This is a genomic window from Croceicoccus sp. (assembly GCF_983967925.1).
Genome location: NZ_CFETID010000025.1, coordinates 1 through 23,323, shown reverse-complemented (window position 1 = coordinate 23,323; position 23,323 = coordinate 1). Strand labels below are relative to the sequence as shown.

Sequence of the window (23,323 nt, the reverse complement as noted above, 5' to 3'; positions counted from 1 at the left end):
CCCTTTCCCTGCGGCCCCGGCGTCACTAGATGGGCGGCATGGCCCGTCCCAAACCCTCCACGTTCGAAAAGGTGAAGACCGTCGCCGACAACCGGCGCGCCCGCTTCGACTATTTCATCGAGGACACTTTCGAGGCCGGGATCGCCCTGACCGGGACCGAAGTGAAGTCGCTTCGCTTTGGCGAAGGGTCGATCAAGGAAAGCTATGCCGAAGTGCGCGACGGGGAGGCGTGGCTGGTTAACGCCAATATCCCCGAGTTCAGCCACGGCAACCGTCACAACCACGAGCCGAAGCGCCCCCGCAAGCTGCTCCTCCACCAGCGCGAGATCGAGAAACTGCTCGGCGCGGTGGAACGCAAGGGCATGACGCTCATTCCGATGTCGGTCTATTTCAACGGCAAGGGCCGCGCCAAGGTCGAGCTTGCGCTGGCGAAGGGCAAGCAGACGCATGACAAGCGCGCGACCATCAAGGACCGCGACTGGCAGCGGGACAAGGCGCGGCTGATGCGCGAAAAAGGCTAGGCCGCGGGCAGCGGTCCGGCCGTCCAACGGTTGGGCCATTAATTTGGCGGGTCCGTCGAATTTCCGGTGGTCCGTTCATGACTTGTGTAACCGATTTGCCCTAGGGAAGGCCCAAAGGCAGATGGCAAACCGCCGCCGCTCCGGAGTCGAATCGGAGCCGGACGATGCGGCCAGGAAGGTTGGATGGGTTCCTCGGTGAAGAACCGGATCATGCGCTGGACGCGCAAAAACATGCCCACCCGCGAAGGGCTGGCCAGCAATCGCTGGCTGGCGCCCATTGCGCATCGCTTCCTGTCGCCCGAATTGTGGCGTTTTACGCGCCGATCGGTGCCGCGCGGTGTCGCGCTGGGGCTTTTTGCCGGCTTTATAGTGCCGTTGGGGCAGATCTTTCTCGCCGCATTCCTTGCGCTGCCGACCCGGGCCAACGTGCCGGTTGCCGCGCTGGTCACCTTCGTCACCAACCCCTTCACCTTTCCCTTCTGGGCGCTGGCCGCGAACCGGCTGGGAAGCTTCATCCTGAAGATCGACGTGGCGACAGGCCATTCCGCCGTCAGGGAAATCGAAGGCGGCAGGCTGGACTGGCTGCGCGAATTGTTCCAGCTTGCCGGTGTGACGGTATTCGGTTTCATGGTGCTGGCGCTGGTATCGGCGGCGGTCGGCTATCTGGTCTCCTCGTGGGGCTGGCGCTGGTGGATCGGTCGCAAGCGTTTCCGCATGATCCGCCGCCGCCGCGAAGTTGCGGCAATGGGGTCGGAAAGCTGAAGGGCACTACCGTCACCGGACCGGGCGGGCTGTCGACATGGCCCGATTGGCTGCCCGTCGCCGTGGCGCTGGCGGCCAGCGCGTTTCTCATCCAATTGCTGTCGGGTATCTGGCTGCTGACCGCCGCCTATGCGGGCGGCGCCGCCGTCATCGCGCTTGCGCTGCGGCGCGTCGCCATGCGCAGCGCCGTGCCGGCGGACGAAAGCCTCGCCCCGCCCGACTGGTCGGTCACCGTTTCTGCGATCGAGCGGGACAATATGGCGACCGTCATCACCGACGGGGCAGGGCGCGTCGTCTGCGCGAATACGCGATACGGCGAATGGTTCGGCTTTGATAGCGCGCCGCCCGAATTGGCGCTCGACGAAAAATCGACGGACCGCCTGCGCGAAGGCGCGCGCGAGGCGTGGCGTGCCGGTTCGGTCCGCGTCGAATCGCTGGTCGGCACTAGCGGCCGCTGGAACGCCGCGATCAGGCGGGCAGGGCGCGGACAGGACTATCTGGTCTGGGACCTCGCTCCGGTCGAGATGGTGGATCTGGGTGCGCGTGTCGTGCGGCAATTGGGCGACAAGCTGGGCCGCGCGCTGTCCCGCGCCGGCATCCAGGCGGCAGCGGTCAATGATGACGGCGAAATCTTGGGTGCCAACAAGGACTTCCTGCGCCGTGCGACCGGCAATAGCGAGTCCGAGTTGGCGGGACGCGAATTCGTCGAATTCCTGACCGCCGACGAATATGACCGCATTTTCTATGCGCGCGAGGGGACGAGCGGCGAGGATCTGCGCCTGCTCCATTTCCCGATCGCCGATCCCGATCTGCCGATGGACGACAGCGCGCCTTCGCTGTTCCTGATCCTCGATGGCGGGCTGCGTGCCAACGATTCGGCGGCATTGCCCGAGATCGAGGCACTGCTGGCGTTGCTTCCGCTGGGGCTGGCGATGACCGATCGCGACGGCCGCTTCCTGTTTGCCAACAAGGCCTTTCGCCGCGCCGCAGGGCTTGAGGAGCAGGGCGAGATTCCCCCTTTCCCCAGCGATCTGGTGGTGCGTGAGGACAAGGGCGCCTTTGCCGATGCCATCCGCCGCCATGCGGCCGGAACCTCCTCGGCAGGCGCCATGCCTGTGCGACTGGAAGCCAACTCGGAAGAGCCGGTCACGCTCAGCCTGGCGGGCGTGCGCGGTCTTGGCGATGCGGCGGTGCTGCTCAGCTTGAAGGACACGACCGAGGAAACGCGCCTGAAAAGGCAGGTCGCTCAGGCGACCAAGATGCAGGCCGTCGGGCAATTGGCAGGCGGCGTGGCGCATGACTTCAACAATGTGCTGACCGCAATCATCGGCTATTGCGACCTGATGCTGCTCCGCCATGCGCCGGGCGACAGCGATTACGACGACATTCAGCAGATCAAGGCGAATTCCAATCGCGCGGCCTCGCTGACGCGGCAATTGCTGGCCTTTTCGCGCCAGCAGACGCTGCGCCCTCAAGTGCTGCAACTGCCCGACGTCGTCAGCGAGGTCTCGAACCTGCTGAAACGGCTGATCGGCGAGAAGATCGAGCTGCGCGTCGATCACGACCGGGCCCTTGGCGCGGTGCGAGCCGATCCTCAGCAACTTGAGCAGGTCATCATCAACCTTGCGGTCAATGCGCGCGATGCGATGATGTCCAAGGGCGATGGAGACGGCGGGATCCTCACGATTTCGACCCGCCGCGTCGGCCCGCGTGACGTCCGCGCGATGAAGAACGAGGTGCTGCCGCCCGGCAATTACACCGCGCTGGTGGTGGAGGATACGGGCACAGGCATTCCCGCCGAGTCGCTCGGCAAGATCTTCGAGCCGTTCTTCACGACCAAGGAAATGGGCAAGGGCACGGGCCTCGGCCTGTCGACCGTCTATGGCATCGTCAAGCAGTCGGGCGGCTTTATCTTTGCAGAGAGCGAGCCGGGCCAGGGCGCGCGCTTTTCAGTCTATCTTCCGGTGCATATTCCGGTCGCAGGGAGCGAATCGCCTCGCCGGCCTGACGAAGCGGAACCGCGCGCCGTTTTCGGCGGAACGGGAACGATCCTGCTGGTGGAGGACGAGGACACCGTGCGTGCGGTCGCGGAACGCGCGCTGACGCGGCAGGGTTACAAGGTCCAGACCGCCAGTGACGGCGAGGAAGGCCTGCAGATCGTGCGCGATGGGGGCGAGTTTGACCTCGTGATCTCGGACGTGGTGATGCCCACGCTCGACGGTCCTGCCATGGCGCGAGAGATCCGCAAGCTGAAGCCCGGCCTGCCGGTGCTCTTCATGTCCGGCTATGCCGAGGAGCAGCTGCGGCGCGAGATCGACTTTGCTGGCATGCATTTCCTGCCGAAACCCTTTTCCGTCGCGCAGATAGGAAAGAAAGTTGGGGCTATCTTGGGAGAGCAGGCGGCAACCGCAAAACCCGCGGAAACGCGCGACAATGGGTTGTAGGAAATTTCTTTGTTCCCCACTTGTTCTGTGAGAACAAATGCGATACATCACTGTCCATGCAGTTGACCTTTGGGGGCAACGAACTAGGCAGCAGGGGGCCGTGAAATGGCAGCAAATCTGAAACTCGTGAACGGGGTACCCGACGTGGATCGTCAAAAGGCGCTGGACGCCGCACTCGCCCAGATCGACCGGGCATTCGGCAAGGGCTCGGCCATGAAGCTGGGCAGTCGTGAGGCTATGAATGTGGAGGCGATCTCGACCGGATCGCTGGGGCTGGATATCGCCCTCGGCATCGGCGGCCTGCCCAAGGGCCGCATTATCGAGATCTATGGCCCGGAAAGCTCGGGCAAGACCACGCTTGCGCTGCATGTCATTGCCGAGGCGCAGAAGGCGGGCGGAACGGCGGCGTTCGTTGACGCCGAACACGCGCTCGATCCGGTCTATGCCAAGAAGCTGGGCGTCGATATCGACGAGCTGATCGTCTCGCAGCCCGACACGGGTGAGCAGGCGCTCGAAATTACCGATACGCTGGTGCGTTCCAACGCCATCGACGTGCTGGTGGTCGATTCGGTGGCGGCGCTGGTGCCCCGCGCCGAGATCGAGGGCGAGATGGGCGACAGCCACGTCGGCCTTCAGGCCCGCCTGATGAGCCAGTCGCTGCGCAAGCTTACCGGCTCGATCAACAAGTCGAAGTGCATGGTGATCTTCATCAACCAGCTGCGCATGAAGATCGGCGTGATGTACGGTAACCCCGAAACGACGACGGGCGGCAATGCGCTGAAGTTCTATGCGTCGGTCCGCCTCGACATCCGCCGTACCGGCCAAATCAAGGATCGCGACGATATCGTCGGCAATTCCACACGCGTGAAGGTCGTGAAGAACAAGGTGGCGCCGCCGTTCAAGCAGGTCGAGTTCGACATCATGTACGGCGAGGGCGTTTCCAAGATCGGCGAGATCCTGGACCTTGGCGTCAAGGCCGGCCTCGTCGAAAAGTCCGGCGCATGGTTCAGCTATGATAGTGTCCGCATCGGTCAGGGGCGTGAAAACGCGAAGACCTTCCTCAAGGAAAACCCTGAACTGCGCGAAAAGCTGGAGGCGGCGATTCGCGGCAAGACCGACAAGGTCGCCGAAGAGATGATGACCAATCCGGGCAATGACGACGACGGCGAAGAGTGATCGTCAGCCACCAGGTATGTTGATGGGGGCGGGAAGCGATTCCCGCCCCTTTTCATTGCGCCATCGCCTGTTATCGGCGTTTCCGCTGCGACGGAACGGGCATTGCGCAAGATGGCTTCTTGTCGAAGCGGCGTAGCTGTCCTAACTGCCCCGCATGACGTCGACCAATGATATCCGCTCCTCGTTCCTGGGCTATTTCGCCGGGAAGGGGCACGAGAAGGTCCATTCCGCGCCTCTCGTTCCCTATAACGATCCCACGCTGATGTTCGTGAACGCGGGCATGGTGCCCTTCAAGAACGTCTTCACGGGCCTGGAAAAACGCGAAATTCCGCGTGCCACTTCGTCGCAGAAATGCGTGCGTGCGGGCGGCAAGCATAACGATCTCGACAATGTCGGCTATACCGCGCGGCACCACACCTTTTTCGAGATGCTGGGCAATTTCTCGTTCGGCGACTATTTCAAGGAGGAGGCGATCCTGAACGCCTGGACCTTGCTGACCAAGGAATGGGGTCTCGCACCCGAAAAGCTGACCGCCACCGTCTATCATACCGATGACGAGGCGTTCGACCTGTGGCGCAAGATCGCGGGCCTGCCGGAAGAGCGGATCATCCGGATCGCGACCAGCGACAATTTCTGGTCGATGGGCGATACCGGTCCGTGTGGTCCGTGCAGCGAGATTTTCTACGACCACGGCGACAAGATCTGGGGCGGCCCTCCGGGATCGCCCGAGGGAGACGGCGATCGCTTCATCGAGATCTGGAACCTGGTGTTCATGCAGTTCGAGCAGCAGGCCGACGGCACGCGCCAGCCGCTGCCGAAGCCTTCGATCGATACCGGCATGGGGCTGGAGCGCATCTCCGCCGTGATGCAGGGTGTGCATGACAATTACGACATCGACACGTTCAAGGCGCTGATCGCGGCCTCGGAAAGCCTCACCGGCGTCGCGGCCGAGGGCGATGCCCGCGCCAGCCACCGCGTCATCGCGGACCATTTGCGCTCGACCGGGTTCCTGCTGGCCGATGGCGTGCTGCCGTCGAACGAGGGGCGGGGCTATGTGCTGCGCCGGATCATGCGCCGCGCCATGCGCCATGCGCATTTGCTGGGCGCCGCCGATCCGCTGATGCACCGTCTGGTGCCGTCGCTGGTGGCCGAGATGGGGCAGGCCTATCCCGAACTCGCCCGTGCGCAGGCGCTGGTCGAGGAAGTGCTGGAACGTGAGGAAACCCGCTTCCGCCAGACGCTGGAGAAGGGTCTGCGCCTGCTTGACGATGCCGCCGCCGATCTGGGCGAAGGCGACGAACTTCCGGGCGAAACCGCGTTCAAGCTCTATGACACCTATGGCTTCCCCTATGACCTGACCGAGGACGCGCTGCGTTCGCGCAAGATCACCGTCGACCGCGCCGGTTTCGATGCCGCGATGGACCAGCAAAAGGCCGCAGCCCGCGCCGCGTGGAAGGGCTCGGGCGATGCGGCCTCCAGCGAGGTGTGGTTCGACATTGCCGAGCGCGAAGGGGTCACGGAATTCACCGGCTATACGTCGACCGCGGGCGAGGGCACCGTTGTCGCGCTGATCGTCGATGGCGCGGAAACGCAGAGTGCCGACGCTGGTCAGGAGGTCATCGTCCTGACTAACCAGACCCCATTCTATGGCGAAAGCGGCGGTCAGTCGGGTGACGCGGGCACGATAACGCGTCCTGACGGGTTGAAGATCGAGGTTACCGACACCGGCAAGCCGCTGGGCCGCCTGCACGCGCATCACGGCAAGATCGAAGCCGGCACGATTGCCGTAGGGGAAACCGTGCATCTGACCGTCGATGCCGAACGGCGCGACGCGATCAGGGCCAATCACTCGGCCACCCACCTGCTGCATGCCGCGCTGCGCCACCGTTTGGGCGGTCATGTGACGCAAAAGGGGTCGCTGGTGGCCGAAGAACGGCTGCGCTTCGACTTCTCGCATCCCAAGGCGCTGACGCCCGAGGATATCGCGGCGATCGAGGCGGAAGTGAACGCCGAGATCCGGCATAACGAACCGGTCACCACCCGCCTGATGAGCCCCGACGATGCGATCGAGGCAGGCGCGATGGCGCTGTTCGGCGAGAAATACGGCGAGGAGGTCCGCGTTCTTTCAATGGGGCGCGCAGGACAGGATGCGCGCAATTATTCGGTCGAGCTTTGCGGCGGCACCCACGTCAATGCGCTGGGCGACATTGGCGTGTTCCGCATCGTATCCGAAAGCGCGGTGTCGTCTGGCGTGCGCCGTATCGAGGCGTTGACGGGCGAAGCGGCCCGGCAGTGGCTCGTGGCGCGCGAGGATGCGCTCAAGGCCATTGCCGGCGCGATCAAGGCGTCGCCCGACGAAGCGCTGGACCGCGTGCAGGCCCTCGTTGACGAACGCCGAAAGCTGGACCGCGAACTGGCCGAGGCGCGCAAGGCGCTGGCCCTTGCAGGTGCCAGTGGCGGCGGTTCGGCCTCGGCCCCAGCGGACGAAGATGTCGGAGGTGCGAAATTCTCGGGCCAGGTCCTCGACGGCATGAATCCCAAGGAATTGCGCAGCCTGCTTGACGAAGCGAAAAAGCGGATGGGCTCCGGCGTTGCGGCGATCGTCGCGGTCAACGATGGGCGCGCCGCGATCGCTGTGGCCGTGACGGACGATCTGACCGATCGCTTCGACGCGGTTGCCCTTCTGCGCGAAGGCGTGACGGCACTGGGCGGCAAGGGCGGCGGCGGCCGTGCCGACATGGCGCAGGGCGGCGGGCCTGACGGCAGCAAGGCGGCCGACGCAATCGCTGCGGTCAAGGCGGCCATGGCGGAAACGGTCGCCTGAACGCGCCAGGCACGGGCGCAAGACCTACCCCTCGGCGGGTGAGGTCTTCAGCTTGGGTCTCTTGCTCAATTCGCCTTCCAGCATGAGCTGGTCGCGGAATTCGTCGCGCTTCTCGTGGATCGAGGCGATGACGGGACCCATCGGCACGCCGACATTGACCAGCACGGCCTCGCTCAATTGCAGAGAGCTTTCGAGCGTCTCGGGCACCGCCTCGGTCGCGCCGGCGCGGTAGAGTTCGGCCGCATGTGCGGTGTCGCGGGCGCGGGACACGATTGGCACGCCCGGATAGCTCTCGCGCAATTTGCGGACCAGCCGGGCAACCAGCACCGGCTCGTCCATCGTCAGGATGAAGGCATTGGCACCCGACAGGTCGATCCTGTCCATCGCCGGGCCGCGTGCATCGGCATAGAGCAGCGGGTGCTGCTTGCGCCGCGCGACATGCACAAGCTCTGGATCGGCGTCGATCGCGAGGAAGGGGCGGCCGTGTTTCTGCATCATCTCGGCAACCAGCTGCCCCACGCGGCCATAGCCCAGGATGATCGCGCGTTCCTGCGTGCCATCGTCCACGGATACAGGTGGCGCGGCGTCGACGCGGCGGGCGACCGCCTTGCCGATCAGCGCGAGGATCGGCGTAATGGTCAGGCCGATGGCAGTGACGATCTGCCAGAATTGCGCCGTCTGGGGCTGAATGAGCTGTGCGCTGGCGGCGGCGGCCATCACGATCAGGGTGGTTTCCGAAGGCGCCGACATCAATATGCCAGTTTCGACGGCAGTTCCGCGCCGCGCGCCCATCATGCGAAGCAATATGCCCGTGACGAGCGCCTTGCCCAGCAGAACCCCTGCCACCGCGATGGCGATCGGCGCGATATTCTCGGCAACCACGCCGAGATCGACGCCCATGCCCACGGTGATCAGGAAGATGCCGAGCGCAAGACCCTTGAACGGGGCGGTGATGCCCTCAACTTCGGTATGATATTCGGTCTCGGCGATCAGCAGGCCCGCGATCAGCGCACCGACGATAGGGGACAGCCCCACCGCCGCCGTCGCAAGGCTGGCGATGATGACGACCAGCAGGCTGGCGGCCAAAAAGAGTTCGGGGCTTTTGGTACGGGCTGCCTGTGCGAACAGGCGGGGCAGCATGAAGCGGCCCGCGATCATCAGCACCGCGATCGTCAGCGCGCCAGTCCAGATCGTGGTCCATAGTCCGTCCCCTCCGTCAGACGCCGCATAGGGCGCCATCGCGCCAAGCAGGAAGATGATGGGGACGATGGCGATGTCCTCGAACAGCAGCATCGACAGGGCCGCCTTGCCGACGGGCGACTTGGTCCCCGAAATCGGCAGCACCAGCGCGGTCGAGGACAGGGCAAGCGCAAGGCCGAGACCCAGCGCGCCGCTCCAGTACTGGCCCATCACCATCAGGGCAAAGGCGATGAGCGCCGCCGATATGGTGAGTTCCAGCGCGCCCAGCCCGAACACCAGCCGCCGCATCGACCATAATCGGTTGAAGCTCAGTTCAAGACCGATGGTGAACAGCAGCAGGATGATCCCGAACTCGGCAAAGGGATCGAGCCCTTGTGGGTCGGTTATCGTGACATATTGCAGCCAGGGATAATCGAACACCAAGCGGCCAAGCCCGAAAGGCCCCACCGCCATGCCGACAAGGATGAAACCGATGATCGGCGTGACGCGGAACCGCGCAAAGACCGGAATGACGATGCCTGCCGCCCCAAGGATGACCAAAGCATCGGACAGGACGGGGGTAAGGTGCAGTTCGCTCGCCATAAGGGGACGAATATGCAGCTATGCCGCGCGAGGGAAGGGGGGCGCGGGCATAAACTTGATTTTCTTGCAAATGGACCGAAGCCGGGCACGAAAACCCCGTCGATCGCCGGTACGGTCGACGGGGTATCGAACAGGCGAAAAGCCTATTTCGCGGTGTCGAGCAGTCCGCGGGCGCGCAGCAGCGGCTCTACCTGCGGTTCGCGGCCGGTCAGGGCCCTGAACGCATCGTTGTAGTCGATGGTCCCGCCGCGCGAGAGCACGGTTTCGCGGAACCTGTCGCCATTCGCCCGGGTCATGCCGCCATTCGCGTCGTACCATTCGCCGGTGTTTGCCGAGAGCATCTCGGTCCACAGATAGGCGTAATAGCCTGCCGCATAGCCGCTGGCCCAGATGTGGCGGAAATAGCTGCTGCGATAGCGCGGCGGCACCAGTTCGGTATGAAGACCGGTTTCCGAGAGCGCCTTGGCCTCGAACGCGTTGACGTCGCCGGGAACCTCGCTGGCGGTGCGCGTGTGCCAGTCCATGTCCAGCATGGCCGCGGCCAGCGTCTCGCCCAGCGAATAGCCCTGGTCGAAGGTCTGCGAATCCTGCACCTTTTGCAGAAGTTCGGCAGGCATCGGTTCGCCAGTCTGATAATGGCGCGCGTAATTGGCCAGTACCGTCGGCTCGACCGCCCATTTCTCGTTCGCCTGGCTGGGGAACTCGACGAAGTCGCGCGGCGTGGCCGTGCCCGACAGCATCGGATAGCGCTGATCCGCGAACATGCCGTGCAGCGCATGGCCGAATTCGTGGAAGATCGTCTCCACCTCGTCGAAATTCGCCAGCGCCGGTTCGCCTTGCGCCGGCGGCGGGATGTTCAGCACATTGTAGATCACCGGCTTTTCATCGAACAGGTGCGACTGGCCGACGAAGCCCGACATCCATGCGCCCCCGCGCTTGTTGTCGCGCTGGAACGGGTCGAAATAGAACAGCGCCAGTTCCGAACCGTCATTGTCATAGACGGTGTAGACCGACACGGTCGGGTGCCACACCGGGATATCGTCGCGCTTCTTGAAGGTCAGCCCGTAAAGCTTGTTGGCGGCGAAGAACACGCCGTCTTCCAGCACGCGATTGACTTCGAAATAGGGCTTTGTGGCGTTGTCATCCAGATCGAACTTCTGCGCCCGCACTTTGGACGCGTAATAGTCCCAGTCCCACGGCTGAACGGTGAAATCGCCGCCTCCGGACTTGATCATCGCGTCGATCGCGGCGGCGTCGCGCGACTGGGCGCGTGCAGTCGGACCGGCAAGACCCTCCATGAAGCGGGTCGCATTTTCCGGCGTTTCCGCCATGCGGTCGTACATCTGGTAGCTGGCGAAATCGGGTTCGCCGAACAGAGCAGCCTTTTGCGCGCGCAGGGTGGCAATGGTCTTCACGAGCTCGCGCGTGTCGTTCGCCCCGCCGCCGACAGTGCGGTTCCAGCTCTTTTCGAACAAAGCCTTGCGCGTATCGCGATTGTCGAGCGAGGACAGCATCGGCTGCTGCGTCGTGTTCTGCAGGGCGATGACATATTGCCCGTCCAGCCCACGATCGGCAGCGGTCGAAGCCGCAGCGGCGATCTGCGCATCCGACAGGCCGGCAAGGGCGGCCTTGTCCGAAACGACCAGCGCCTCGTCCTTGGTCGCCTGCGTCAGCATTTGCGAGAACTGCGTGCTCAGCGTCGACAATTGCGTGTTGATGTCGCGCAGCTGCGTCTTCGCCTCGGGCGAGAGTTCGGCACCCGCGTGGACGAAGTTCTCATAGGTCTTTTCGAGCAGCACCGCGTCTTCGGGCGTCATGCTCATCGCGGCGCGGTTGTCATAGACCGCCTTAACCCGCGCAAAGATCTCGTCGTTCAGGTAGAGCGTGTCGCTATGCGCGGCCAGCCTGGGCGACATTTCCTCGTCAATCGCGTCCAGCGTGTCGTTGGTCACCGTGCCGGTCATCACCGAGAAAACACGCATCACGCGGTCCAGCATGCGGCCGGTGCGCTGCAGTTCGACGATGGTGTTGTCGAATGTCGGCGCTGCGGGATTGTCGGCGATCGCCTGCCATTCGGCCTTTTCGATGGCCATGCCCTGTTCGATCGCGGGCCTGAAGTCGCTGTCCTGGATGCGGCTGAAATCAGGCGCATGGAAGGGGAGGGTGGACGGCTGGGCGAAAATGCCGGTTCCTTCCGGAATGGCGTTTGCAGTGGGTGCGGTGGTCGCCATCGAACTGTCCGTCGCGGTCGTGGTGCAAGCGCCGAGCGATGCGGCGCAAAGCGCCGTTCCGATCAGCAGGGCTGATTTATACAAGAAAACTCTCCGGGAATATTACCTTTTGCGACGACGCGGCGTTCATGGCCGCGCCAAGGCTGCATGCCTGCAGAAATCCCATCGACAGACCGCGCCCCTGCAGCCTTTATGGCAATTTACGGTCGCAAATGAAACCATTTTGCGACGACTGGCTAGGGTTGCGGAGTTTCTGGCTGCCTATTCCGCAGGCTGGACCGGCTCGGTCAGCCAGCCTTCCAGCAGCGCGGCGACTCTGTTCACCACCGGCCTTCGCACCAGCTCGGAATGGGTCACATCCATATGCCGGATCGAGATGCCGGGTCCGCGAAGCAGGCCGCGCCAGCCGGATAGCCGATCGGGATTGTTCAGCAGGTCGGTCGGATGCATCCGCTCTGCCACGATCAGCAGCGTCGGGGCGGTGCGGCGGCGAAAGCGATAGCGGGTAACCGCCTTCACGAGGCTGCCGACGAAGCGCGGATTTTCGTTGCTGATGAACTCGGGAATATATCTCGGGCGAAAGCGGCCGAAAGTCCTTGGGAACCAGAAGCACAGCGAGCGTGCCAGCCTGCGCGCCGCATGGTCCATGCCGTGTTCGCGAAAGGCGGGCCACATTTCCTGCCCCGCCCAATGCGCCCATTGCCGCGGGCCGGCGGAGCAATGGGTGATCTGCGCGTCGATGATGATCACCCTTGTCCTGCGTCCCATCTGCTCAAGCGCATCGGCGAGCGCATAGGCCATGATACCGCCAAACGAATAGCCGAGCAGAGCGACCGTTCCCTCGGGCTGCTCCTTGTCGATCAGGGGAGCCAGCGCTGTGACCAGCGTTTCGATCCGCGGCTCCGCGATCATCTCTTCCGCCAGCGGCAGCGCATGGAGCATGATGAGGCTGCGATGCGCCAGCAGTGGTTTGAGACTGTCGTAATCGGTGTCCGTCCCGCGAATGCCGGGTGCGAAGAACAGCTTCTCTCCGTCCGGATTGCCGTCGCGGGTGATGAAGACATCCCCGTTGCGCCGATGGCTGATGGCGCGGGCCAGTGCCTGCGGACTGGAATGATGCGCCAGCAGGTTGACCGCGATGGGCCGGTCGAGAACATCCTCGAGCTGAAGCGCGATATCGACGCACATCAGCGAATCCCCGCCGGCGGCAAAGAAATCCTCATCGGGCGCGAATGGCTCCCGCTTCAGCGCCTCGCCGAAAAGCCTGCCGATCGTGTCCGCGATGGCGCCGTCGGGGCCGGAGTCGGCCAAGTCCTGCTGCGCCGGACGGGGAGGCGGGGTGTCCTGAAGGCGATCGGCCATCCTTGCGAGCGCGGCGCGGTCGATCTTGCCGCTGGCAAGGCGCGGAATTGTGCTCAGCCAGATGAGGCGATGCGGGATCATGCTGGCGGGCAGACGTTTACGCAACTGCGCGAGTACGGCGGCATCATTCTCGAACTCGGGACTGCGCGCGCATGCGAACACGATCAGGCGCGCATGGTCCGAAGCCGGATTGGATACGATGGTTCCGCCGTCCTCGATGCCGTCGATCGAAACGATCGCGTCGTCGAGTTCGGCAAGCTCGATCCGGTGTCCGCGCAATTTCACCTGGTCGTCGATGCGGCCCAGAAAGGCCAGTCGGCCTTCCGGTCCGATCCTCCCCAGATCTCCGGTGCGATAGGCGCGAAGTCCGGTCAGGGGATCCTCTACGAAGCGTTCGGCAGTGAGCCGCCCGTCGCCGACATAGCCATGAGCCAGTACCGGACCGCCGATCCAGATCTCGCCGGTTTCGCCTTCCGCGACCGGACGAGCGGTCGCGGGGTCGCGGATCAGCAATTTGGCCCCGGCAACCGGTACGCCGATATCCGGCAACTCGCGCGAATTGCGATCGACCGCGGCGATGGTCGTGCAGATCGATGCCTCTGTCGGACCATAATGGTTGTAGATGCGTCCGGCGGCGCAGGAGGCGAAGATCTCGTCGGCGATGTCGCGGGTCAGCGTCTCCCCGCCGCTGTTGATGACCTTGACGCTGTCAGGGATGGCGCCAGCCCTTGCCAGTTGCCTGAGTGCGGTCGGCACGCCTTGGAGTAGCGTCGGCTGCTCGTCAGCGGTGAAGGGTTCGAGCGCATTGTCTTTCAGAAGGATCGTCCCCCCTGAGGCCAGCGGCGCGAAAATCTCGAACACCGAGGGGTCGAACGAGACCGAGGTGACCGCCGCGACCCGTGCCAGTTCGCCATGCTGGAAATGACGGATCGAACCGGTGATGTAATGGCTTGCATTATGGCCCAGCAGGACACCCTTGGGCTGTCCCGTGGAACCCGAGGTATAGAGAATATAGGCCGGATCGCTGGGGGGGAACGGCTCGCCGTGCGCCGTGTCGTCCGCGACCAGATCGGCGGCGTCGATCGTCAGCCCCGTAAATTCCGTTTCCAGCCCGTTCTGGCCGAGGCCGACGATGGCCTCGACCCCGCTGTCCTGCAGGATGAAATTTAGGCGGCCCGTCGGCTGCGCCATGTCCAGCGGGATATAGACGCAGCCCGCCTTCATGCAGCCGATCATGGCGGCGACCAGATCCCCCGACCGGGGCAGTGCAATCGCGACCCGGCTTCCGCGGCGCAGGCCATTGGCCTTCAGCGTATTGGCAAAGCGGTTCGAAAGCTGGCCCAGCGCCCGGTAGGTCGTCGCTTCGCCCTTGCGCATGATGGCGACCGCGCCGGGCGTGCGGCGCGCCTGCTCTACGAACAGCGTGTCGAGCCGCTGAAGATCCCCGTCGACGGGAGGGGTCGTTTCAAGCGATGGAATCGGCAATGCGCTTCTGGCGTTCACGATCCTAGGCGGCAGCGGCAGATCGCGATTGACGGGCAATCTGCATTTCGCGTTCGCCTGCTACGCCGTAACGCGCCGAAAATGCCGCCTGATACCGCGCATCGTCAAGCATGAAGGGCGCGTCTGCCAAGGCCATGTAGCGCACCGCAAGGCTGATGACCGGCGCGTCGAGCGGGCGGAATTGAGGATTGCGAATACCGCCCTCCTCGCAGCCGGGATAGAACTGCCCGATCATCAGGCCGCAATCGACGAATTCGGGCTTTAGCCGCTTCTGCACCCGCTCGATCATGGCACAGTCGGCTTCGCCATCGAGGGCGGAGAAGGTGACGACGAAAGCGCGCAGCATGGGATCTATGCCGGAACTCTCGCCCCATGCGATGAATTCGCTGCGCACCTCATCCATGATGCCCGCAATGCATTCCTCGGCATCGGGGCCAGCCGTGCAATTGGCAATGCGTATACCGCCGCTTGCCACGCCGCGGCGCGCGAAGGGACAGACGGGACCGGTGCGGCCCAGATCGGGATCGCGGCTGACCAGGCGGCGCGACACGAAGCAGGCCATGCTGGAAACCGCGTCATGGCCGGGGCCGACTGCATGGGACTCCGCAATTTCGCGGATCGTCCGGAACGGCGACAACACGGCCGGATCCACCTGAACCCGCGAATGAACCGTCACTGTGAACAGACCCCTTATCCGAATTTGGAGCGGAAGCCTCACCACCCGACCGGCCAGTGTGCCGGTCGCATGGGGATACTTCGTCACGTTGCGGGGATGTTATCGGATCGCCCTTAAATATTCGCTTTCAAATTCGGGGTGTCCCGAACTTAGCCAGATTAGCCTTTTGGCCGAACGGGATAGGCGCATCGCTCTTGTGGACAAGAGAGGGCCGCAGCAGCCGAAACATGCTCCGCCAATCTCAGGAAAGGCATGGTCCGGACGGGTGCGAACAGCCTGAATGCTCACTCAGGCTGCCCGAACCACGGTCCTCAGAATTGGCAAACGATGCTCAGCGGCATTGCGGATGCGTCTGGATGTCGTCCAGCGATTCAAGGCGTCCATCGGCGATCGTCACTTGCACGCACTGGCGCGAGGCCGGGCGGTACTGGATCGAATAGCGCGTATTGCCCGAGGTGAAATTATCGACCTGCCGGAAGCCGCGGCGTTCCAGCTCGTCCATTCCCCCGGCCGCGCGTGCGCCGCGCAGATCCTTGAAGTCGGCGGTATCGACATAGCCGCCACGGCCGCTGTGATGGCGAAGGTTCGCATTACGCTGATCTACGCCGGCAGTGTAACCGGCCGAATAGGCATCCGAATCGTGCTTGTTATGATAGGGGGCGTTGTACAGCCCGTCATTATAGCCGTCCTCGTAACGCTGCTCGTCCTTTGAATCGCTGTAATGCTTGTCGTCTTCGTGATGATGCGATTTGTGCGACAAGAGCGCGCCAAGGATGGCGGCGCCTGCAATTACGCCAACCGCCGCGGCCGCGTCGCCGCCGCCACCCGAATGGTTGCAATCGGAATCGCTTGCATCGACGATCGTTTCGACCGTGCCGCGATAGGTTTCCGTCCGCACGCAGTTCTTGTCGTCGGTATCCCACCAATAGGCATAGGTGTAGCCCATCGTATTGGTATCGCTGGTGATATATTTGAAACCGCGGGATTGAAGAGCGCTTTCGACACCCGCCGCTTCGAGCCCGGTCAGGGTGGTGAGTTGATCGGCTTTTTCTGCCAGGGCGGGGGTGGCCACCAGGGACAGCATGACCGGTAGCGCGACTATTCTTCCGATAGTGTTTCGGGACATATCAATCCTCCGCTCTCTGGGCCGCAAATTCGGCGCCCGTTTCTCCCTTCAAATGATCGACATCGGTCGATGCGTTATTTCTGCCCAGAAACAATAGTTTGGACAAGGACGTTTTTCCCGGTCGGACATTTCATGTCGTTTCACGCCATTTTGCCGTGAGTAACAGGGATTATTCTTGCGGGTCAGCCATGCGGTTGGAGCGGGGGCACGGGATTAAGGGCGCTCCGGCCATGTTTGCCGGCGCCAAATCTTCTGCAAGAGCGCATTTCGCGTCATCGATCCTGAAGGCCAATCCGCGTCGACTGCCCGCCAACGGTGCAGGAGGGGTGAGGCCAAAAGGCCATGATCATGCAGAAGAGAAATTGGTCGGGGAGAGAGGATTCGAACCTCCGGCCCCTGCCTCCCGAAGACAGTGCTCTACCAGGCTGAGCTACTCCCCGACCGGACGCGCCCGACATGCGGGCGGTGAGGCAGAGGCGCGCCTATAGGCGGGCGAGGCGGGGCTGGCAAGCGGGCATTTCGCAAGTTTTCGTCCACATGCCGCCGCACAGGCTTTCCACAGGGTTTTGCCGGGGAAGCACCCGTCGCGCAGCGCCTGCATATGGGCAATGTGCGCTGCCGGGTTATGATGGCGCATGGCCAGCTCTGCAGACATTGTCGACGCGCACGCGCGCGAAGCACCCCATTACGAACAGCAATATCTCGACCTGATGCGCCGCGTCTGGGAAACGGGCAGCGAGCGTCGTGATCGTACCGGTGTCGGCACGCGTTCTCTGTTCGGCGAAACGATGCGCTTCGACTTGTCGGGTGGCGCCATGCCGCTGATCACGACCAAGCGCGTCTTCTGGAAAACGGCGACCCGCGAGTTGCTGTGGTTCCTGACGGGCGACACCAATATCCGTTCGCTCGTTCAGCATAGGGTGGGGATCTGGACGGACTGGCCGCTGGCCAAATACCGCGCCGCGACCGGCGACGATATCGACATGGACGCATTCTCGGCCCGCATCGCCGAGGACGCGGCCTTCGCTGCCGAATGGGGCGAGCTGGGGCCCGTCTATGGCAAGCAATGGGTCGACTGGCCCGTCTATCTGCCCGCGGGCGACGGTCTCTATCGAAAGGGTGAGGGGATCAATCAGGTCGAGCAGCTGGTCGACAGCCTTGCGCATAATCCGGGCAGCCGCCGCCACATCCTCGAAGGGTGGAACGTGGCCGAACTGGACCAGATGGCGCTGCCGCCTTGCCACAAGACCTATCAGTTCCATGTCGCCGACGGGCGGCTCAACGGGCTGATGTTCCAGCGCAGCTGCGACATTGCGCTGGGCCTGCCGTTCAACCTGTGGTCGGCGGCGCTTTTGCAGGTGATGCTGGCGCATCAGGTCGGGCTGGAGCCGGGCGAGTTCGTATGGATGGGCGGCGACGTGCATCTCTACCTGAATCACGCCGAGCTGGTTGAGGAGCAATTGTCGCGCACGCCCGCCGGCGACCCGAGGCTGACGATTCTTCGCAAGCCGGATTCGATTTTCGACTACCGGATCGAGGATTTTGCGGTCGAGGCCTATGCTCCGCAGGCGCATATTGCGGCGCCGGTGGCAGTGTAAAAGGACGCGAAGCGGGAAGTTTCACGATCTCGTCATTTTTCTGTTTTGAAAGCCGTTGACAGGGCCGAAAGCCTGCCCTAGTTGCGCGGCTCCCAAGGGGCGCACGCTTCCACGGACTGCCCCTTACAAGGCATACGCGGGTGTAGCTCAGTTGGTTAGAGCGCCGGCCTGTCACGCCGGAGGTCGCGGGTTCGAGCCCCGTCACTCGCGCCACCTTGGGAACTTCTCAAAGCATTGAGATACAAGACTTCGGGCCGGTCACTGCGACTGGCCCGAGGGTCTTTGCGCGTCAGGAAAGACGCTGCCGGATCAGCCCCAGCGGCCGGTTTCCATCCAGATCAGAAACCGCCTGAGCGGTAGCAGCCAGACGATCCCCAGAACCAGCCAGACCGGCACCTGCAGCAGCACCGGCCAGCGCGAGATCGGCTCTATTAGAGTGACGACCACGCCCGCGTAGATCATCAGGCCCAGCAGCAGCAGCAGGATGCCGACCGGCTTGCGCCATGTCGGTTTCCAATCGGGCCTGCTCATCGCGCGCCGACCAGGCCGAAGGGGCCGAACATCCGCTGCGGGGTCACTACGGCGGCGAGCGGCCTGTCATGCGCCTCAACCGGAAGGGCGGGCAATTCCTGTACGTCCCACGCAAGGCCGATCGCCAGGGCATCGGGATTCGCGGCCAGCCAGCGGTCGTAATGGCCGCCGCCTTGCCCCAGCCGCGCGCCGCTGGCGGTAAAGCCCAGCAGCGGGACGAAAAGCACGTCGGGATCCAGCGCTTCCGCCTCGTCATCGGGCTGCAAGGCACCGAAGGGTCCGACCTCAAGATCCCCGTCGCCCCATGGATCCGACCATTGCGCGAATTCCATGATGGATTTCTCATCGGCGAAACGGGGCAGGGCCAGCCGGTGGCCTGCCTCTGCAAAGAAGCGGGCATAGCCGCCCGTGGGCGCTTCGCCGATGGTGGGATGATAAAGCCCGACGACCGCGCCTTCCGGCACCAGTGCCTCGATCGGCGCGGGCGGGCGCCGGAACAGCAGGCCCCGCACCGATTCGGGCAGGGATGAGACATGATCCAGCCGCGCCTTGCGCAGGTTCTTGCGAAGATTGCGCTTGGCTTCCAATTCCAACCCCGATCCGGAAAAACTGTGACGGGCCCACCATGGGTCGTTTGCCGTTTGAAATCCTCTGACGCCTCAAGCATCAGGTGGGGACCGATTGCCCCGGCCCACGAGCCAGGACAGGGTCAGCCCCCTTTGGATTATTTATAGCCTCAGGGATGTTCTGTCGGCTCGTGCCGGGCAGAACCCGTCGCGTGTGATCTAGGCGTGGTGGTCGCCGCCCTCAAGGTGTCTTGCGATATTTTCGATGCGCTGCGTCAGGGAATCGACGCGATTGGTGATCATGTCGCGCATCTTGTCGTCCATGGCCGGACGCGGGCGATCGGCGGCGTGGCGCATCGCATCAAGCTCGTCCGCCAGCATCAGCGCCGCGAACAGCAGCATGCGCGGTTCCGACATCTCGACCGCGCCGGCGGCGCGCGCCTTGCCGTCGATCATGCGGCCAAGCGTCGTGATATGCGCTTCCTCGCCCTTGCGGCAGGATACGGCGAAGCGGCGGCCGGCGATTTCCAGCATCAGATTGCTGTCGGCCATCCTACGAGCCCTCGCCCTCGGACGTCAGTTCGGCCAGCACGCTGTCCAATTGCCGCAAGGCGTCGCCGACCTTGCCGCGAAGCGCGTCATTCTCCCGGCGCAAAATCACCGCATCGCCGTCGCCCGCGGGCCTTAGCGTCGCAGCGCGTTCCAGCCGCGACACGGCGCCTTCGAGCCGGGCAAAGGCCTGATCGAGCGTGTCGGCGGAGGCCCCGCCTTCAACCGTCAGCTTTTCCGGCGTGGCGGGCGTGCGCGAAACATCCTCAACCATCGGCGCGAATGCCCGTCGAGCGGGGGCCCATAATAGGGTCGGCGGCTACGCAGGCGGCGCGCCGGAAAGGGTGAGTGATCATCATAAGAGCCCAGATTAAATCATCGAAAGGGGGCGGTAAAGTTGGTTGCCGAACGCGCGTAACGTCCGGTCGGGCCCAGCGATCAAAACATTTGCGCCGGGCCGGTTCGCGGTGGCGGTGGATGGGGGCGACGGGCGGGGCCGACGGGTGGGCGGCCTTGACGGGACCGAGCCTGCGTCCCATTGCACGCGGCGCTAGCCGAATCGTCCGAAGGACGTGTGTTTCAGCTCCATGTTCGGGAAGGCCCGGGAAACCCATATGAGCACCAATACCACTATTGCCGTAAGCAGCCTCGGTTCCATGGCCAATGCCATCCGCGCTCTTAGCATGGACGCCGTGCAGGCCGCCAATTCCGGGCATCCCGGCATGCCGATGGGCATGGCCGATGTGGCGACCGTGCTGTGGAGCGAATATCTGAAATTCGATCCCTCCGCGCCGGACTGGATGGACCGCGACCGTTTCGTGCTGTCGGCGGGGCATGGCTCGATGCTGATCTATTCGCTGCTGCACCTGTCGGGCTATGCCAATCCGACGATGGACGAGATCAGCCGGTTCCGCCAGCTGGGCAGCCCTTGCGCGGGACACCCGGAGAACTTCCTGATCCCCGGCATCGAAGCCACCACCGGTCCGCTGGGCCAGGGCCTTGCGATGGCGGTCGGCATGGCAATTGCCGAGCGGCATCTGAATGCGAAATTTGGCGACGATCTGGTCGATCACCGCACCTGGGTGATCGCGGGCGACGGCTGCCTGATGGAAGGCGTCAACCACGAGGCGATCGGCCTTGCCGGGCATCTGGGTCTTGGCCGGATGATCGTGTTCTGGGACGACAACAACATCACCATCGACGGCGCCGTCGGCCTGTCGTCTAGCGAGGACGTGCTCAGCCGCTATCAGGCGGCGAAGTGGCACACCGTGCGCTGCGACGGGCATGACGCGGATTCGATCCGCAAAGCGATCGACGAGGCGCTGGCCGATCCGCGTCCCTCGCTGATCGCGTGCAAGACCGTCATCGGCAAGGGTGCGCCCAACAAGCAGGGCACCAGCGCGGTGCACGGCGCGGCGCTGGGGGCGGACGAAGTGGCCGCTGCCCGCAAGGAGCTGGGCTGGACTGCCGAGCCGTTCACCGTGCCCGACGACATTCTTGCCGACTGGCGCAAGACGGGTGAGCGCGGCAAGGCCGCCCATGCCGAATGGAACAAGCGGCTGGAAAGCGCGCCCAACCGGGGCGAGTGGGAACAGCACATGATGCCTGTCGGCGATCTTGCCAGCGCGGCGATCGAGACGTTCATCACCGACCTTGCCAAGGAACCCAAGACCGTCGCCAGCCGCAAGGCGAGCGAGATGGCTCTAGGCCCGCTGACCGAAAAGCTGCCCAGCCTGATCGGCGGTTCGGCCGATCTGACCGGTTCGAACAACACCAAGACCAAGTTCACCGATCCGCTGACCGCCGACAATTACGCCGGGCGCTATGTCTATTACGGCATCCGCGAATTCGGCATGGCCTGCGCGATGAACGGCATGGCGCTGCATGGCGGTGTCGTTCCCTATGGCGGCACGTTCCTGATTTTCAGCGACTATTGCCGCAACGCGATCCGTTTGGCCGCGCTGCAGCAGATCCGCTCGATCTTCGTGCTGACCCACGATTCGATCGGTCTTGGCGAGGACGGACCGACGCACCAGCCGGTCGAGCAGGTGATGAGCCTGCGCCTGATCCCCAACCTCAACGTGTTCCGCCCTGCCGACATCATCGAGACGGCGGAATGCTGGGCGCTGGCGCTGGAAACGTCGGACACGCCCTCGGTGCTGGCCCTGACGCGCCAGAACCTGCCGCAGCTTCGCGGGGAGGGCGACGAGAGCTGGACGCGCCTGACCAACAAGTCGGCGCGCGGCGGCTATCGCCTGAAGTCGGCCGAAGCGGAGCGCAAGGTCATCCTGATGGCGTCGGGCAGCGAAGTGCATCTCGCAATGGAAGCGGCGGCCAAGCTGGAGGCCGACGGTATTGGCGCCGATGTCCTTTCGATGCCGTGCCTCGACCTGTTCGAGCAGCAGGACGATGCCTATAAGGAGGACCTGCTGCCCGAGGTTAATCCCTCGGAGATATTGCGGGTATCCATCGAGGCGGGTGTCACGCAGGGCTGGGAACGCTACACGATGGCGCGCGGGCTCAACATCGGGCTCGACCGTTTCGGCGCTTCGGGCGCTGCGGAGGATCTCTTCGAACGCTTCGGCTTCACGGCAGAAGCGGTGACCGCCCGGATCAAGAAAAGGCTGGCCGGGAACTGACCCGGTCCGTCACGATAATAATGGCTGAATAACAGGAGCATATTTCTATGGCGACCAAGGTTGCGATCAACGGTTTCGGACGCATCGGGCGGCTTGTGGCACGGGCCCTCCTGGAACGCGACGACCACGACCTCGAACTGGTCGCCATCAACGATCTGGCAAGCGTGAAGGCCAATGCGCTGCTGTTCAGCTATGACTCCACCCATGGCCGTTTCCCCGGCACGGTCGAGGCGGGCGAGGACAGCATCACCGTCAACGGCAAGAAGATCGCCGTCACCGCAGAGCGCGATCCCGCCAATCTGCCGCATGCCGCGATGGGCGTGGAACTGGTGCTGGAATGCACCGGCTTCTTCCAGTCGAAGGAAGCGTCTGAGCCGCATCTGAAGGCAGGCGCCAAGCGCGTGCTGATTTCCGCTCCCGCATCGGGCGTGGACAAGACCATCGTGTTCGGCGTGAACCAGGATCAGCTGGGCGCCGACGACATCGTCGTGTCCAACGCCAGCTGCACGACCAACTGCCTTGCGCCGGTCGCCAAGGTGCTGAACGACGCGTTCGGGATCGAGCGCGGCTTCATGACCACGATCCACAGCTATACCAACGACCAGCGCATGCTGGACCAGATGCACAGCGACATGCGCCGTGCCCGCGCGGGTGCGACCAACATGATCCCGACCACCACCGGCGCGGCTCGCGCCGTCGGTCTGGTGCTGCCCGAACTCAACGGCAAACTGGACGGATCGTCGGTGCGCGTGCCCACGCCGAACGTGTCGCTGGTCGACCTGGTGTTCGTGCCGGGCAAGGACATCACCAAGGACGCCATCAACGAGGCGCTGAAGACGGCTTCGGAAGGCGCGATGAAGGGCGTTCTGGCCTATACGGACGAGCCGCTGGTGTCGTCGGACTTCAACCATTACCCCGCCAGCTCGACCGTCGACAGCCTCGAAACTTCGGTGCTGGAAGGCAAGCTGGGCCGTGTCGTCAGCTGGTACGACAACGAATGGGGCTTCTCCAACCGCATGATCGACACCGCCGG

The 23,323-nt window shown here is 63.8% G+C and carries 17 protein-coding genes and 2 tRNA genes; 9 read left to right on the top strand and 10 right to left on the bottom strand.

All coding sequences use genetic code 11. The annotated features are described in order from the left end of the window. Positions 1 to 38 precede the first annotated feature (38 nt). From smpB to alaS, 5 genes are all read left to right on the top strand, one after another. The gene (gene smpB / locus AC4FIJ_RS13195; RefSeq protein ID WP_490337175.1) at positions 39 to 521 is read left to right on the top strand and encodes an SsrA-binding protein SmpB; all 483 of its coding nucleotides are present in this window, start codon (positions 39 to 41) and stop codon (positions 519 to 521) included. 183 nt (positions 522 to 704) lie between these two features. After that, entirely contained in the window at positions 705 to 1,283 is a 579-nt protein-coding gene (locus AC4FIJ_RS13190) for a DUF2062 domain-containing protein (RefSeq protein ID WP_490337174.1), read from the top strand. Beyond that, positions 1,280 to 3,727 (top strand): response regulator, encoded by a 2,448-nt coding sequence (locus AC4FIJ_RS13185; protein ID WP_490337194.1) that lies wholly within the window; start codon positions 1,280 to 1,282, stop codon positions 3,725 to 3,727. Before AC4FIJ_RS13190 ends, AC4FIJ_RS13185 begins: the two co-directional genes overlap by 4 nt. A gap of 105 nt (positions 3,728 to 3,832) precedes the next feature. Further along, positions 3,833 to 4,903 carry a recombinase RecA gene (gene recA / locus AC4FIJ_RS13180; protein WP_490337173.1) on the top strand — a complete coding sequence of 357 codons (1,071 nt, stop codon included), beginning with the start codon at positions 3,833 to 3,835 and terminating at the stop codon, positions 4,901 to 4,903. Positions 4,904 to 5,057: 154 nt separating this feature from the next. Then, positions 5,058 to 7,727: an alanine--tRNA ligase gene (gene alaS / locus AC4FIJ_RS13175; protein ID WP_490337172.1), complete on the top strand. Its 2,670-nt coding sequence runs from the start codon at positions 5,058 to 5,060 to the stop codon at positions 7,725 to 7,727. Positions 7,728 to 7,751: 24 nt separating this feature from the next. On the opposite strand, the gene AC4FIJ_RS13170 is transcribed toward alaS, so the two are convergent. The 6 genes from AC4FIJ_RS13170 to AC4FIJ_RS13145 all read right to left on the bottom strand — a co-directional run bounded on the left by AC4FIJ_RS13170 (position 7,752) and on the right by AC4FIJ_RS13145 (position 16,847). Beyond that, positions 7,752 to 9,509, bottom strand: a complete 1,758-nt coding sequence (locus AC4FIJ_RS13170) for a cation:proton antiporter domain-containing protein (protein ID WP_490337171.1) — start codon at positions 9,507 to 9,509, stop codon at positions 7,752 to 7,754. 143 nt (positions 9,510 to 9,652) lie between these two features. Next, positions 9,653 to 11,824 carry a M3 family metallopeptidase gene (locus tag AC4FIJ_RS13165; RefSeq protein ID WP_490337170.1) on the bottom strand — a complete coding sequence of 724 codons (2,172 nt, stop codon included), beginning with the start codon at positions 11,822 to 11,824 and terminating at the stop codon, positions 9,653 to 9,655. Positions 11,825 to 12,001: 177 nt separating this feature from the next. After that, complete coding sequence (locus AC4FIJ_RS13160) at positions 12,002 to 14,644, bottom strand: amino acid adenylation domain-containing protein (RefSeq protein ID WP_490337169.1); 2,643 nt, start codon at positions 14,642 to 14,644, stop codon at positions 12,002 to 12,004. Next, entirely contained in the window at positions 14,610 to 15,281 is a 672-nt protein-coding gene (locus AC4FIJ_RS13155) for a DUF6875 domain-containing protein (protein WP_490337168.1), read from the bottom strand. Before AC4FIJ_RS13155 ends, AC4FIJ_RS13160 begins: the two co-directional genes overlap by 35 nt. Positions 15,282 to 15,612: 331 nt before the next feature. After that, positions 15,613 to 16,353 (bottom strand): hypothetical protein, encoded by a 741-nt coding sequence (locus AC4FIJ_RS13150; protein ID WP_490337167.1) that lies wholly within the window; start codon positions 16,351 to 16,353, stop codon positions 15,613 to 15,615. A gap of 417 nt (positions 16,354 to 16,770) precedes the next feature. Beyond that, positions 16,771 to 16,847 (bottom strand) — tRNA-Pro (locus AC4FIJ_RS13145). A gap of 195 nt (positions 16,848 to 17,042) precedes the next feature. On the opposite strand from AC4FIJ_RS13145, the gene thyA reads away from it, so the two are divergent. Next, positions 17,043 to 18,005, top strand: a complete 963-nt coding sequence (thyA, locus tag AC4FIJ_RS13140) for a thymidylate synthase (protein ID WP_490337166.1) — start codon at positions 17,043 to 17,045, stop codon at positions 18,003 to 18,005. A gap of 136 nt (positions 18,006 to 18,141) precedes the next feature. Continuing rightward, positions 18,142 to 18,218 (top strand) — tRNA-Asp (locus AC4FIJ_RS13135). Between the two features lie 96 nt (positions 18,219 to 18,314). Here the strand turns inward: AC4FIJ_RS13135 and AC4FIJ_RS13130 are convergent. From AC4FIJ_RS13130 to AC4FIJ_RS13115, 4 genes are all read right to left on the bottom strand, one after another. Next, positions 18,315 to 18,536, bottom strand: coding sequence for a DUF2842 domain-containing protein (locus tag AC4FIJ_RS13130; RefSeq protein WP_490337165.1), 222 nt, complete (start codon positions 18,534 to 18,536; stop codon positions 18,315 to 18,317). Then, positions 18,533 to 19,123 (bottom strand): 5-formyltetrahydrofolate cyclo-ligase, encoded by a 591-nt coding sequence (locus tag AC4FIJ_RS13125; protein ID WP_490337193.1) that lies wholly within the window; start codon positions 19,121 to 19,123, stop codon positions 18,533 to 18,535. Before AC4FIJ_RS13125 ends, AC4FIJ_RS13130 begins: the two co-directional genes overlap by 4 nt. A 198-nt stretch (positions 19,124 to 19,321) precedes the next feature. Then, entirely contained in the window at positions 19,322 to 19,654 is a 333-nt protein-coding gene (locus AC4FIJ_RS13120; RefSeq protein WP_490337164.1) for a cell division protein ZapA, read from the bottom strand. 1 nt (position 19,655) lies between these two features. Next, the gene (locus AC4FIJ_RS13115; RefSeq protein WP_490337163.1) at positions 19,656 to 19,925 is read right to left on the bottom strand and encodes a hypothetical protein; all 270 of its coding nucleotides are present in this window, start codon (positions 19,923 to 19,925) and stop codon (positions 19,656 to 19,658) included. Between the two features lie 340 nt (positions 19,926 to 20,265). Between AC4FIJ_RS13115 and tkt the strand changes: the two genes are divergently transcribed. Further along, positions 20,266 to 22,290: a transketolase gene (tkt, locus tag AC4FIJ_RS13110; protein ID WP_490337162.1), complete on the top strand. Its 2,025-nt coding sequence runs from the start codon at positions 20,266 to 20,268 to the stop codon at positions 22,288 to 22,290. 47 nt (positions 22,291 to 22,337) lie between these two features. Continuing rightward, positions 22,338 to 23,323 (top strand): type I glyceraldehyde-3-phosphate dehydrogenase (gap, locus tag AC4FIJ_RS13105; protein WP_490337161.1); only part of this gene is annotated, 986 nt, incomplete at its 3' end.